This window comes from Streptomyces roseochromogenus subsp. oscitans DS 12.976, assembly GCF_000497445.1.
Lineage (GTDB): Bacteria > Actinomycetota > Actinomycetes > Streptomycetales > Streptomycetaceae > Streptomyces > Streptomyces oscitans.
Genome location: NZ_CM002286.1, coordinates 64,367 through 77,865, shown reverse-complemented (window position 1 = coordinate 77,865; position 13,499 = coordinate 64,367). Strand labels below are relative to the sequence as shown.

General features: G+C 70.2%; 13 protein-coding genes. 11 read left to right on the top strand and 2 right to left on the bottom strand.

Annotation, left to right across the window (positions count from 1 at the left end; translation table 11 throughout):
* Window positions 1-249: 249 nt before the first annotated feature.
* Window positions 250-1,506 (bottom strand): helix-turn-helix domain-containing protein, encoded by a 1,257-nt coding sequence (locus tag M878_RS95845; protein WP_078630711.1) that lies wholly within the window; start codon window positions 1,504-1,506, stop codon window positions 250-252.
* Window positions 1,506-1,832 carry a putative quinol monooxygenase gene (locus M878_RS91715; RefSeq protein WP_031227511.1) on the bottom strand — a complete coding sequence of 109 codons (327 nt, stop codon included), beginning with the start codon at window positions 1,830-1,832 and terminating at the stop codon, window positions 1,506-1,508. Before M878_RS91715 ends, M878_RS95845 begins: the two co-directional genes overlap by 1 nt.
* Window positions 1,833-2,617: 785 nt before the next feature.
* Between M878_RS91715 and M878_RS91710 the strand changes: the two genes are divergently transcribed.
* The 11 genes from M878_RS91710 (at window position 2,618) to M878_RS91665 (ending at window position 13,353) form a co-directional block, all read left to right on the top strand.
* Window positions 2,618-2,950 carry a hypothetical protein gene (locus M878_RS91710; protein ID WP_023554072.1) on the top strand — a complete coding sequence of 111 codons (333 nt, stop codon included), beginning with the start codon at window positions 2,618-2,620 and terminating at the stop codon, window positions 2,948-2,950.
* Window positions 2,947-3,429, top strand: a complete 483-nt coding sequence (locus M878_RS91705; RefSeq protein WP_023554071.1) for an ATP-binding protein — start codon at window positions 2,947-2,949, stop codon at window positions 3,427-3,429. Before M878_RS91710 ends, M878_RS91705 begins: the two co-directional genes overlap by 4 nt.
* Before the next feature lie 128 nt (window positions 3,430-3,557).
* Window positions 3,558-3,827 (top strand): WhiB family transcriptional regulator, encoded by a 270-nt coding sequence (locus tag M878_RS50705; protein WP_031227506.1) that lies wholly within the window; start codon window positions 3,558-3,560, stop codon window positions 3,825-3,827.
* Between the two features lie 446 nt (window positions 3,828-4,273).
* A complete protein-coding gene (locus M878_RS91700) occupies window positions 4,274-4,465 on the top strand; it encodes a DUF5999 family protein (RefSeq protein WP_280923703.1) in 192 nt (63 codons plus the stop codon).
* 120 nt (window positions 4,466-4,585) lie between these two features.
* Window positions 4,586-4,957 carry a hypothetical protein gene (locus M878_RS91695; RefSeq protein WP_023554067.1) on the top strand — a complete coding sequence of 124 codons (372 nt, stop codon included), beginning with the start codon at window positions 4,586-4,588 and terminating at the stop codon, window positions 4,955-4,957.
* A 141-nt stretch (window positions 4,958-5,098) separates the two neighbouring features.
* Window positions 5,099-7,267 carry a DUF2637 domain-containing protein gene (locus M878_RS91690; RefSeq protein WP_023554066.1) on the top strand — a complete coding sequence of 723 codons (2,169 nt, stop codon included), beginning with the start codon at window positions 5,099-5,101 and terminating at the stop codon, window positions 7,265-7,267.
* A 239-nt stretch (window positions 7,268-7,506) separates the two neighbouring features.
* Window positions 7,507-8,004 carry a DUF6197 family protein gene (locus M878_RS50700; protein WP_031227504.1) on the top strand — a complete coding sequence of 166 codons (498 nt, stop codon included), beginning with the start codon at window positions 7,507-7,509 and terminating at the stop codon, window positions 8,002-8,004.
* Window positions 8,005-8,062: 58 nt separating this feature from the next.
* Window positions 8,063-8,632: a hypothetical protein gene (locus M878_RS91685; protein ID WP_023554063.1), complete on the top strand. Its 570-nt coding sequence runs from the start codon at window positions 8,063-8,065 to the stop codon at window positions 8,630-8,632.
* 1,176 nt (window positions 8,633-9,808) lie between these two features.
* A complete protein-coding gene (locus M878_RS91675; RefSeq protein WP_023554062.1) occupies window positions 9,809-10,525 on the top strand; it encodes a hypothetical protein in 717 nt (238 codons plus the stop codon).
* Between the two features lie 21 nt (window positions 10,526-10,546).
* Window positions 10,547-10,927 (top strand): hypothetical protein, encoded by a 381-nt coding sequence (locus M878_RS91670; protein WP_023554061.1) that lies wholly within the window; start codon window positions 10,547-10,549, stop codon window positions 10,925-10,927.
* 98 nt (window positions 10,928-11,025) lie between these two features.
* The gene (locus tag M878_RS91665) at window positions 11,026-13,353 is read left to right on the top strand and encodes a hypothetical protein (protein ID WP_023554060.1); all 2,328 of its coding nucleotides are present in this window, start codon (window positions 11,026-11,028) and stop codon (window positions 13,351-13,353) included.
* Window positions 13,354-13,499: the final 146 nt, after the last annotated feature.

Here is a 13,499-nt window from a genome sequence, read left to right as displayed (position 1 = left end):
CAAATTTGTTTCCGCCGCGCGGATCGCGTAGGCCCACCCAACACGGCCACGTTCGGCAGCACTTAGAAAGAGGTCGTCCGGCACTCTCTTGGGGATCCTGTTTACGCCCACGGCGCCCAGTTCGCGACCCAAGCGAGCTTCCATAGATCCCTCCGCAGCAAAGTGATCGGGAGAGCCAGCGGTAAGTCACCGTCGTGCAGCGACTCGCCCTCTTCGACCTGGCACACACACCAGGTCTGCTCTCGTGAGTTACTCAAGAGCGTCGGCCCGTTCGGCCAGCTCAAGGAGTTCTCGCGGGGCGTTCGGACCTGCGATGAGGACCAGCTCACGGATGGTTGCGCGAGCAGCCTGGTGAGTCTGGATGATCTCCGGTGCTACGGCTTCGGCGCGCAGCAGGCAGTCGAGGGCTTCTCCCCCATGGCGCCTCTGCGCGTGTGCTCGCCCCAGGTCCATCAGCAACCTTCCTTGACGCTCCGGGGACAGGTCTTCGGCGTCGATGGTGAGGCCGATATCCAGGGCCTCTCCTGCGTCTCCGAGGTCGACGGCGGTGCTTACCGCCTGGATCTCCACGTTGACCGGGCCGAACTCCAGGTTGAAGTCGTTCCGGTTCTCACCCAGCCGAGCGGCGATCCCTCGTGCCTTGTCGATCTCTTCCTTGGCCTCGGATCTCGCGCTGGAACGTGCGTGTACCAGCGCCAGAGCCAGATGGAGCGAACCCAGGACGGACAAGGCCTGCGGCGAGTCGCTGCCCTGCTCTTCCAAGGCGTGAATGGCTGTTCGCGCGGCGTGTTCCGCCTGTCCGAGGCTGCGGAGCCGCACGAACGCCTGGACCATTCGGAAGACGCTGGCGCAGACGTGCAGCGGGTCACCCGATCGCTCTGCAGCGAAGACTGCACGATCAGCAGCGACCCATGCGGCGTCGGCTTCCCCTTGCCGGACGAAGGCCGCAGACAGTGCCTGGTAGGCCCGGGAGAGCAGCAGGTACAGCTCGATCTGGTGCTGTTCGGGTGCAGTGCGGGCGGCCTGTTCGAGGTCGGGGAGCAGCTCCACGGCGAGGACGCTGACCTGCGCCAGTCGCCCCGCATGGGTCAACTCCCAGAGGTCTTCGACGTCACTGCGCAGTGCGTCGACAGGCCTGCCCTCGCTTTCTGCCGGGCCGGACAACAGCGTGCGGAGGGCAGGGTGGCCGGAGATCAGGCGTCGTGTCTCGTCCAGGTCATTGGACAGCGAGAGCGGGGCGGGAGCCGCTGATGTTCCGCCGGTGTCTGACGGGGCGCCTGGACGTAGCTGCTGAACCGACACGCCCAGCTCGTCCGCGAGTTGCTGGAGGACGTCAACTCGTCGCACTGGTTGAACGCCTCGCTCGACTTGCGACATCCAGCTGCTCGTCTTTCCGAGCGCAGCTGCGAGTTCAGTCTGTGTGCGACCTCGCTCCTTGCGGAACTTCTGGACGCGTTGTCCGAAAGCCCGGTCGTTGGGATCGACGTCCCGTCCCGTTGGTTTCATCACCCCTCCGACCCGGGGCGCTTGCTGAGACCTCCCAGCTCGTTGAGGAACGTCACCTCGGTGCTGGTCAGGAACTGCTCGCGGGCGGCGAGGAAGTGCTTGGTGTGGGGCTGGTCCTCGTGGGCCTGGAAGGCCTCACGGTCGGCGTAGAGCTCGTAGAAGACCCGCACTAGCGGCTCGTCTACCGGCTCATGCACGGCGTAGACGAGCGTGCCTGGCTCCGTGCGGATGCCGGCGGCGGTCTGTGCCACCAGGTCGTCGAACTGCCGGGCAGCTGCAGCGTCTCGCAGGGTGAATCGCACTGTCAGTGCATATCCGCTGGGCACGGGCTGCCTTCCTCTCTCCGTCGCTGTGTCACGGACACATTCTCACACTAGGTCACAAGGTGCTAGGTAGCACTGAAACTGTTGACTAGCACTCAGAGTGCTACTACCTTCGGAGTGCGCCCGGACGTCGCTCTCCTGCGGGAGGCGCCAAGGAAGCGCTCGTTTCTTGAGAACTGGAGATGCGGACCGCTGGGTGACGACCCCCGCGAAGCCCCTAAATCGCTGAAGCCCCTGACGGCGGCTGAAAGCGCAGGGGCGGGGAGGTAACCGGCGCGCGGGCCCTTGCGGGGCTCGTTGGGACGCATCCGAAGGGCAGGCCGGAGCCAGATAATCCCGGCCACCGTGAACGGCGGTACGCGGCGGGGAAGTGAGGGCGACTCTGCTTCGTGCCAACGGAGCGGCAGCAAGCCAGGCACTGGTCTGGTTCGGCTGCCGCGTGGGCCGAGCGATCACCCGCCCCCGCACTTTGCACCATGCGGCGGTCGCGCGACGACAGCCCCCAGCCGGTAAGCGGAGTTATCGCACGATCCGGCAGGTGAGCCAGTGATCGCGGGCACGCCACCTCCCGGACGAAAGGTGGTCAGGCGCGGCGGAAGAGGCCACGCCAACGCAGCAGTTCCTGCGCTGCCTGTCGCCACCACCCGCATGTTCGCGGGCGGCGACGGCAGGGGGCCAGCAGGACCAGCCTCAAACGGTGACGGCCCCGGGATTGCGCCCCGGGGCCGTTGCCGGTCGCTCTACCCACTCCACCAGAGCAGTCAAGAAGGAGTACGACCTTGACCTCCATGATGGCATCTCGGCCGTCGTCCGGCGTCAGCGACCTCGAGATCCTCGAGGGCCTGCGCCGCGTCGTCGACGCCCAGATCGGCCCCCGCCGCGAGGGTGCGATCTACACCAACCAGGACGGGGCCTTTCAGGTCCTGGCCGTGGTCCGCGACCCGCAGCGGGCGCGCGAGCTACTCAACCGCCGTTGCGCCCAGTGGGCTCTGATCGTGAAGGACCTGCTCCAGCCGGGAGCCTTCCCCTTCGCGATCGGCTCGGTGTGGACCACGTCGGACCGCCTGGTCCTCGAGACCGGCGACGCGCCGTCGAACGCGACGGATGGTGGGACGCGGTGAGCGCGCCGACGACCTTCGGTACCGGCGTGATGTCCGCGGAGCGGCCGGTGCTGCCGGCCTCCGTCCCGGGCCTGTACCTGTGCCACCGCGACCGGGGCTTCATCGCCCACGTCACCGCCTCCGAGTACACCCTCAGCACTGTCCGCCGTCTGACCGCGTCGGTGCTGATCTCGTACGGGGCCGACCGCGAGGCTGCCGCCACCGCGCAGCTGGTGCTCTCCGAGTTGGTCGGTAACGCGGTGCGGGCCTGCGGCCCGGCGGTGCCGCTGGTGATCGAGGTGTACCGCACCGCGTTCGGTATCGCGGTGAACGTGCACGACCCGGCGCCGGAGTTGCTGCCGCACCGCAGCCGGACGCCGATGGACAGTGACCAGGCGACCTCCGGTCGGGGCCTGGCCCTGCTGGACCTGCTTGCTCCCGGTTGGACGATCGAGCACTCGCTGATCGGCAAGCAGGTCCGCTGCCACCTCGCTGAGTAGCGCGCACACCGCCGCGGGCGGGCGCGGAGCAGGTCTTCCGCAGCCAGCGGCCGCGATCACTCCGGCCCGTCCCGGCTTGGCACTCCCCGACTTCCCTGACGCACGCACGACCACGACGGAGGAATCCCATGGACTGGCGACACCTCGCCGCGTGCAAGGAAGAGGACCCCGAGCTCTTCTTCCCGATCGGCAATACCGGCCCGGCTCTGCTGCAGATCGAGGAAGCCAAATCGGTCTGTAACCGCCGCTGCCCGGTCATCGAGCAGTGCCTGCAGTGGGCTCTGGAGTCCGGCCAGGACTCCGGCGTCTGGGGCGGCCTGTCCGAGGACGAACGCCGCGCGATGAAGCGCCGCGCGGCCCGCCGCCGGGTCGAGGCGAGGAAGGCCGGGAGGCGATGACGGACGCCGATCAGCAGCGGATGGAGAAGAAGCTCCGGCAGGTCAACCAGCGGCCGGAGCAGAGTCTTCCGATCAAGACCGGTGACCGTGGCTGAGGATCTGTACGGCCGGTACATGGCGGCAGCCCGGGCGTACCGCGAGCACGAGCAGCAGTGCACCAGTTGCTCCTCGGCTGCGCGGTGCGGGGCTGGGCAGCGCCTGTACGACTTGTTCAGCCAACTTCAGGACGCTTACCTCGCCAGGCAGCGGCGAGGCTGACCCGCGGTGCGGGAGGGGGATCCAACTTCCTTCCCATGCCCGGCTGTTCGACCAGGCCGGCCGCCCGCCGTACGGGCGGCCGGCCTTTCGCGCACTTCCAGCCCGGGAAAGTCTCGGGTTCGCTTCCCCCGCCAGGAGAGCCCATGCACACCCAACTCGACACTGCCACGAACCGGCTGCCGGACTCGCTGTGCACGCACACGCCGGCATGTCCGCCCGCCGAAGGCTCGGATAGGGAGGCCGCGCACGTCGTGGTCGCCCACCCGGAGCAGGGCTGGAGCCTGCTGTGCAACGGCGTCCTGCTCTTCGAGGACACCGGCGAGCTGCTCCCCGACGGCCGGGTCATCCCCCCGCACCGGACCCTCGCGGTCGTGGCCTGACGGCTGCCTGATCCGCCCGCACCGGTCGCCGACTCTCCGGCGGCTGGGTCGGGCGGTGACTGGGAGCCGGGCAGTCCGGACCCGCCGGCCCCGGCCGGTGTACGCGAGTGAGGAGAGCACGTGACCCAGCTCCAGACGCAGGCCGTACAGCCCAAGGTCACCTACACCAAGGGCGACTTCGTCCTGTTCCGCGACGTCGAACGGTTCTGGCTCGGGCTGCCCGGCCACACCTTCGTCGGCCGGGTGGAGCGGTCCTGGCGGCACGCCTACACCGGCAAGGTCCTCTACGACCTGACCGAGCTGAGCGGCAACCGAGCCCGCGCCGGGATCGACCCCGACTACATGCGGCTGCTCCCGGCGACGGACGCGATGCATGACATCGACACCGCGCCGCTCAGCGAGCCGGACACCGGGGCGATGACCCCGGCCGCCGTCGCCTGGCTGCGCCAGCACGTCGGGCAGGACAGCAGCGCGCTGCCCGCCCGTCCCTGACCACCTGCCTCGCGCAGACGGCCCTCCGAGTCCTCGGCATTAGCGCTGCCGGGGCCTCGGAGGGCCTGGTCACGACCCTACCGACCGACGCCGACCCGCGGTGACCTCTTGCACGAGGCGCCGGAAAGAGAGGACACCCCCGTGGCCAACGCCACCACCCGGCGCAGGCGTAAGCCCGCCCCGGCCGCGAAGCCCCGAGGCGCCGGGCGCGCCAAGGCGCTGGCGGCTCCGGCCGCCATCCCCGCAGTGGCCGCCGCCCCCGAAGAGACCGTGCCGCTGGTGTTCGAGGAAGCCGACCCGGTCCTGGCCGACGCTGCCGACCGCGCCGCCGACCTCCGGGGCCTGGCCGCCGACGACGCCGCGCGCATCCTCGCCGACGGCCAGGCCCGCGCCGCCGAACTCCTGGACGGCGCCCGCTCGGAGGCGGCCTCGATCACCGAGGCGGCCACCGCCGAGCAGGCCCGCGTCCTCGCCGACGCGGTGGCCGACGCCGATCGGGTTCGCACGGAGGCCGCGACCACTGCGGCCGCCGATGCCGACCAGGTCCTGGCCGATGCCGGCGCGAAGGCCAAGCAGCTGCTCGCCGACGTCCGCGCGGAGGCCGGCCGTGTCACGGCGACGGCGGCCGGCGAGGCCGACCAGGTCCTCGCCGACGCCCGCCGTCAGGCGGAGGAAGTCACCGCAACGGCGGCCGCGCAGGCCGGCGAGGTACAGGCGCGGGCCGCGCAGGTCCTCGCCGACGCGGAGACGAAGCGCACCGAGCTGCTCGCGGCGGCGGAGCGCACCGCGGCGGAGACCCGCACCCGCGCCGCCACCGACGCCGAACAGCTTCTGGAGCGGGCGCGGGGCGAGGCCGACCGGATGCGCGAGAGCGCGGACGACCAGGCCGCGCAGGTGCGGGCCGGGGCGGAGAAGATGGCCGCCGGCCTTCGCGCCGACGCCGACCGCGCTCTGGCCGATGCCCGCACTTCCGCTGAGGAGCTGCGGGCCGCCACCGACAAGGACGTCGCCCGACTGCGGGAGCAGGCGGAGAAGGACGCGACGTCGGCCCGGGAGGCGGCGGCGAAGGCCACGGCCGACCAGGCCGCCGCCGCGCAGGCCCTGGCTGAAGCCGAACGGGTCCTGGAGGCCGCGACGGAGCGCACCGTGCAGCGGGCCCGCCGCCGGGAGATTCGGACCGAGTCCCGCGCCAAGCGGCGCAAGGCACGGGCCGATGCCCGGCCCGCTGACGGTGTCCCGCCGCTGTCCGGGCAGGAGCTGGTCCTGGTCGTCGGGATCGTCCTGGCGGCCGCGACCGTCTCCACCCTCGGTCTGCTCTCCTCCTACACCGCGCTGGAGACCAAGGCCACGGCGTGGGGCTGGGACTGGCCGTGGCTGCTGCCGGTCGGCATCGACGTCGCCATCCCGGCTTTCACCGGCGCCAACCTGGTCCTGATCCGCATGGGCATGGAGCTGCGCTGGATCCGCTGGGTGCCCCGGGCGCTGACGGCGGTGACCGTCTACCTGAACTGGAACGCCTCGGACTCCGCGGCGGGCCGTCTCGGGCACGCCGCCCTCACGCTGCTGTGGGTGATCTTCTCGGAGATCGCCTCCCACGTGTACGCCACGCGGATCGGCGCGGTCACCGGCAAGAAGCGGATGGAGACGGTGCGGCGCTCGCGCTGGATCCTCGCTCCGATCCCCACCGCTCGGCTTCGCCGCCGGATGATCCTGTGGGAGATCACCTCCTATGAGGAGGCGCTCACCCGGCTCCAGGAGCAGACGTACCTGCGGGCGCGGCTGCGCGAGAAGTACGGCTGGCTGGCGTGGCGGTGGAAGGCCCCGCTCGAGATGCGGATGGCGCTCAAGCTCAACACCGCGCCTGCCGCGCTCGCCGACATGCTCACCCCCGAGGACGCTCACACCATCGAGCGCGCCGAGGAGAGCGGCGACGCTCACGACGCTCACCCGGAACCGAGCGCGCTCACCTCCGGGAACGGTGACGGTGAGCGTCAGCGTCCGGCGCTCACCACGGACGCTCGCCACGGTGAGCGCGACGCGGAGGCCGAGGACGCTCACCGAGCGGACAGCCCCCGTACGCGCAGCGAGCGGGACGCGCTCACCGAGCGCCGCCACGACCGCATCCGTCTCCTCTACGCCGAGCTCGGGCGCCGCCCGCAGTGGACGGAGATCCGCGACGCGCTCACCAAGGCGGGCCTGTCCGACGAGCCTGTCTCCCGCCCGACCGCCCAGCGCCTGCGCGAGCAGGTCGAGGAGAGCGCCCAGGGCGCCCTCCTGAGCGCGAAGGCGAGCGTCCCGGCGAGCGCCTGAGCGCCCAGCATCCGGCACGGCACCTGCCGCTCATGGTCGCCACCGGCCCGAGTCCACGCTCCCGAGCGTGAGCGCGGACCGGTGACGGCCACGGCCGACAGGCCAGTTCACCGCACCCGCGCCTCGAGCGCGCAGGCGGCGGGCCAGGCCCGCACCGAGCACCACCCGGCCCCGCGCAGCAGCCTCGGCGACCACGGACTCTCCCCTCCCTCAACCCCGAGACATGGAGGTCTTTTCACATGGCACCCACGACGTCTGGGAGCTTCACCCGCACGACGGCTCCGCCGGCGCCCGCGCTGGCACTCCCGGCGGTGATCCCGCCGGCCCTGGAGATCTGGGCGCCCGACCCCCCGACCTGGGGGCAGCGACTGATCCCCAGGGGAATCCGGTCCGCGATGACTGACCTGGGGCTCTGGCAGGAGCCGCGCCCTTTGAAGCCGTCGTACCACCTCATCCAGGTCATCGAGGTCCTGACCCGCTACGGCTGGTGTCAGAGCTTCGATTTCTCCCCCACCGGACGCATGTGCATCAGGGGTGCCCAGACCTTTCTGGAATCCACCGGGCACGTGACCGCGATCGACCGTGGAAAGGCCGTGCATTACCTCCAGGACCAGCTGGCCCACCAGGGCGTGAACATGCGGTTCTGGGAATGGAACGACCTTCCCTGCAACACCTTCCGGGGTGTGGAGGCCACGATTTCGGCGGCCTCCGACATGGCACGAAAGAACGGAGACTGAAATGACACCGGAAGAAGAGAAGATTTTCGAAGGTATTCGGGCCGGAATGGCGACAGGAATGAACTTTGGAAACAGCGAACTGGACGCTTCTCCGTACGCCGACGACGGTCCCTACGGAACTCCCGTCGCAAAATACAAGAAGGCCGGTCTGACTCGCCGTGGAAAGGTCGCCATCGCGGCGGCCGGGGTGGCGCTCGTCGGCGGCGGAACCATCTGGTTCCAGGTCCATTCGGCGGCCGTCGCAAAGGATGAGAAGGAGGCCGCCGCCCTCCAGCTCCAGATGAAGAAGCTGGAGCTGGAGGAGATGAAGGTCCGGAACGACAAGGCGGCCACCGACGCGAAGGCCGCGGCCGCCTCCGCCGACAAGATCCAGGCGGCCGTCGATAAGTGCGTGAAGGACTCCTCCGGCCTGCTCGGCAAGGGGTACGGATCGCCGTCCAGGGGTGACGTCGTGGCGGACTGCAAGCAGCAGTATGAGGCCCCCGACGGGTCCGACATGGCGGCCGCCGGCAACGCCCAGGACGCCGGTAGCGGCGGGGTCAACTCCCCCGCCGTGCTGGGTCTCGTCGCCGGCGGCGGCCTGGCCGTCGCGGTGTTCGCACGCAAGGGCAAGAAGACCGACACATAGTCACGCACGGTGATCAATTACTCCCTCCCTCCTGGCGGAGAGCTCCGCAATCGGACCCCATGGTCCGGCTGATCGGCCGCTCTCTGCTGGGAGGTAAGGAGTAAGGAACCATCGGAGACCACGGAGAGTGAGGAAACGATGGCGACCGATACGGCGCCTCCGACCCCCGGGGGACCCCCCGACCCGCCCACTTCGCCGGCCGCCAGCACCACGTCGGCACCGACCGCAGACACCGGCATCATGGCTGCCCTGATGGCCGCGGTGGAACCGGCCCGACCGGTCACCGCGACCAGTGCCGGCGCCAGGCCGGCCGATGACGATCCGGCCGCGAAGGCAGACGACGACGGAGTGGTGGACCGCTCCTCCCCGGGCGTCACCAGCGAGTCGTTCAAGGCCCCGGAGGACCTGGCCGGTGCCGGATCCGACGCGGCCGGCGCCCGGCACAAGGAGGGCGTGATCAAAACGCTGATCCGGGCCGGTGCGACCCGCTGGGCGAAGGGCGGCGGGACGGCGAACAAACGGCTGGACCTGGAAAAGGTCAGGGCTGGCGCGCATCAGGTGAAAGAGGCCCGAACCACCACGGTCATGAGGTCGTCTGGGCTTCCCACCCGAAATGGCTCCGGAGGGACCAGCGGAGGGGGCCGGAATTCCACCGGAAATAGCGGAGGAAATCCAGGACGGAATTCCACCGGTAACGGCTCCACGGGAGGCGGACGGGGTGGAAACGGCGGCGCCTCTGGAAGCGGCGGTCGCGGCCCGTCCGGCTCGAACGGGAGTGGCGGATCAGGTGGCGGGCGTGGCTCGTCCGGCTCGAATGGGAGCAATGGGTCCGGCGCGGGGGGCGGCACCAGCGGAAACGGTGGTGGAGGCTCGTCGAAGAACACCGGATCCAAAGGGTCGGCCGATTCCGGGGGCAAGGGGAAGAGCGGTGCCTCCGGGAACGCGGGAGCTGACGGAAAGGCGGGCAAGGACGGAAAGTCCGGCGCCTCCGGAAGCAGCGGTGGGGCGGCGTCGGGCGGCTCCTCCGGGCGCAGCGGCGGATCCGGCTCGGGCGGCGGCGCCGGCAGGAACGGCAAGGACGGCGCCGCCAGCCACAGCTCGAACGGGATCGACAACCGGAGTCCGCTCCAGCGGTCGAGGGAGACCGGCCACAGCGACGGCTCCGCAGTCCGGAACGTGGTCGACCACGTGAAGGCGTACGCGATGGGCGCGAGGGACGGATACCAGGACAAGAAGGAGGAGAACGGTAAGGAGCACGCGCGGCTGGACAAGGCACACGCCCAGTACAAGGCGCGGCAGCAGACCCCGAAGAAGGACGACCCGCAGCAGCAGGAGGGGACGACGGTCACCGGGCCCAGCGGCCAGAGGCTCGTCATCGCCCCGCCGGACGAAGGAGACGACGGAGTGAGCACCGACGTGAAGCCCCTCCTGGTCAAGGAGATCGACACGAACACACTGACCCTGGGCACGGAGGGCGCCCGCGGGTCGATCAGCCGGAAGGAACTGCGCAACTTCAAGCAGTACGAACGCAAGCTCGAGGCCAAGGAGATCCACCTGATCAAGGTGGCCGAGGCGTGCAAGTCGCTCCAGGCCGCCGCGGAGGACGAGGCGAAGGACTGCCAGGAGCTGGCCGACCAGGCGAAGGCCGTCGAAGGCGGGGAGAAGCTGGCGGCGAAGCTGACGAAGCTGGCCGACCACGCGAAGGCACAGGCGACGGAGGCCGCCGAACTCCACAAGCGCGCGAAGCGGGCGGCGGAGATGTGCAAGGTCGTCCTGACCAACATCGGGACCCGGTACGCGCCGCTGTACAAGGCCGTGGTGGACAGCGACGAGACGAAGCCGGCCGAACTCCGCTTCTACAACGACAAGGGCTCCTACGCGCCCGCCGCGTAGGACCAGACGGGAGACCCGATCATGGCGGAGCTGACGTACAAGGTCCTCGTCCGAAAGACCGAGGCCAAGGAGAAAGCCCTGGCCCGCAACGCGGAGGGCGTCAAGAAGGCCGCGGACAACATCAAGGAGCTGGCCGACGACACCGCCTCCGACGCGGACGCGCTGGGAGCCAAGAGCGTGGACCGCGACTCCCTGGCGGAGTGCCAGGAGCTGGCGAAGGTCATCCGCGGGGTGTCGGAGGGCGCAATCACCTACGCGGCGAAGACGGCCGACACCGCGAAGGCCGCCAAGGCAGCCGGCGACCAGGCCCGCACCACCCACGCCGGCTTCCAGGAAGCCTTCGACCGCTCCGACGTCGACGGCCTGGAGAAGGTGTCGCGCGACTGGTTCGAGCAGGAATAGCACCACCGCTACCGGCGCGGCCGGCCCCAGGGATCGCACCCTGCGGGCCGGCCGCGCCTGTTGCTGATCACCCAGGATCCAGACAGGAGTTGTCCCCGATGTCCACCATCACCAAGACCGTGCCGAACGCGGAGCCGGCCGAGCGGGCCGCCGCGGCGCTCCAGATCGTCCTGCCCGTCGGGGTGGGCATCTTGGCCCCCTACCTGGACCCGAACGCGGCGGCCTACGTCGAGGCCGGCTTCCTGGCCGGTGCGACGTTCGCCGGCGCCAATTACATGAACCGGCTGGGCCGCTGGGCGAACCAGCTCCCCGGGATCGACATCGCGCGGGCGCACCGCGACACCATGGGGATCTCAACGATCACCACCGGTATGGGCCTGGCAGTGGGCCGACTGGGCGGAGCCGACACGTCCGAGGCGCTGATGGCAGGCTTCCTCGAGCCGACCACCGTTCCCGGGGTCCTGTCGCTGGGCTGGTGGGCCGCGGTCGTCTTCACCGGCTGGCGCCTGCGCCGCGTCTTCGGCCGGCAGAAGATCGAGGTGGAGCAGGCGCCGACGCAGACCGGCCCGGCCAATGTCGACGCCCCTGCTCCGGTGTCCCTGGCCGACAAAATGATCGCGGCCTGGGGCCGCGTGATCAGCGACCCCAAGACGGGACGCCACCGCAACCAGGTCCTCTCTGACGTCGTGATCTACGCGGACCGCTGGGAGGGACGGATCACCGCGGCCCTGGGCGACTCCGTGAACGTGTCGAAGGAGGCCGTCTCCAGCCTCTTCCGCCGCCCGGTCGAGGACATCGACATGAAGTACGGCGCGCACTCCGGGGAGGCTTTCATCACCGTCTGGTACACCCAGCGCGCGGAGCTGGACCCCTCCACCCTCCAGGGCGCCTGGAAGCGAGTGAGGGCGCGGGTCCTGCCGAAGACCCACCTGGAAGAGGTCGGCAAGGACGAGAACACCGGCGGCCAGGTGGCGCGCGTCGTGGCCGACGACGACCTGGACGCGCTCCCCCGCGTCGTCAACCTCGGGGAGCTGGCCGGCGCGCTCCGCCGCTCCATCGACCTCGTCTCCTACGAGCCGGGACGGCGCGACCCCAGGCGCGCGATCATCCGCATCATGGACCACAACCCGCTGGAGGCCGGCCACGAATTCCAGGGCCTGGACTCCCTCGTGGCCACCCCGGGCGGCTGGGTCAACATCGGGAAGATCGTCTCCGGCTTCCCCGCGAAGATCCAGCTGTTCGACCCGAAGCTGGGCGCCCTCCACGTCGTGATCGCCGGCACCACCGGCTCCGGCAAGGGCGGCACAGGCCAGATGATCAGCCTGGCGTACCACGCCAACAAGATGGCCCAGATCTACGGCGACCCCAAGGGCGCCAGCAACCCCGCGATTCCGAAGATGGCCGCCTACAGCGGCCTGACACAGTACGGCGCCCTGGGCGCCATGCGGCTGTCCTGGTGGGTCCTCCAGCACCGGATCGAAGAGGCCGCCCGCCTGGAACTGAAGAACTTCGAGCCGTCCCCGATGCGGCCGTACTGCGCCACGATCCTGGACGAGGCCGCCCAGATGCTGGCCCCTGGCGCACAGAACCGCAAGGAGGCAGTGAAGATCGTCAAGGACGGCGCCTCCCTGACCCGCTCCATGGGCATGCCCTGGGTCCTGATCAACCAGACCGTGAACCTGGACCAGCTGGGCGGAGAGCAGGCGATCCGCGCCAACCTCCTGGCCGGCGGCACCTGGATCATCCTGCGCACCGACAGCGACCAGGTGAACCTGGGCGACCTTCCCCCCGGCTTCGAGGGCATCGACCCCTCCCTGATCCCGCCGGTATGGGTGGAGGAGGACGACGCGCTGGTGTACGACCCGACCATGGAGGAGTCGGACCCGCGCCGCACCTTCGGCCTGGGCTACGTCGCGGCACCCGGCGGGCGCGCCGGCATGATGCGGATCGACACCCTGGAGGACGCCACCCCGCACATCCGGCCGGAGAACATCATGGCCCCGGTCGACGTCCCCTGGTGGGGCGACCAGGCGTACATGGAGGAGCTGGCCCAGACCCCCATCCCCGGCTTCGAGGAGAAGGACGACGAGGGCGCAACCGGCGAGGCGGGGACCTCGTTCGCCGGCGTCGACCTCCCGAAGCCCAAGGAGCTGACGTCGGAGGAGAAGGTCCTGGCCGCCCTCCGTGACGAGTCCGACCCCATGTACGTGGACATGGTCGACGAGGGCGACGAGATCGACCCCGACGACATCGACTACGTGGAACGGGGCCAGCTGCAGGCCGCCTGCGGGGTCGCGGAGTCGACCTTCGCGAACGTGCTGAACAAGCTGGAGAAGGCCGGAAAGATCCACCGGATCAAGGAAGGGAAAGTCTCGAAGGTGGCCCTGGGCGGCCGACCGGAGAAGACCACCAGCGAGGCCGCCTGACCGAACGGCGCGCTCCCCACCGGGGGCGCGCCGTTCCGGTTCCTACGCCCCCCACTCCCAGCTCCGGCGGCCACCACCGCGCAGACCACGGCCGGCACACGCGCCGCACCGCAGCGACCGTCACCGCACAGCACCACGCGCCCCTC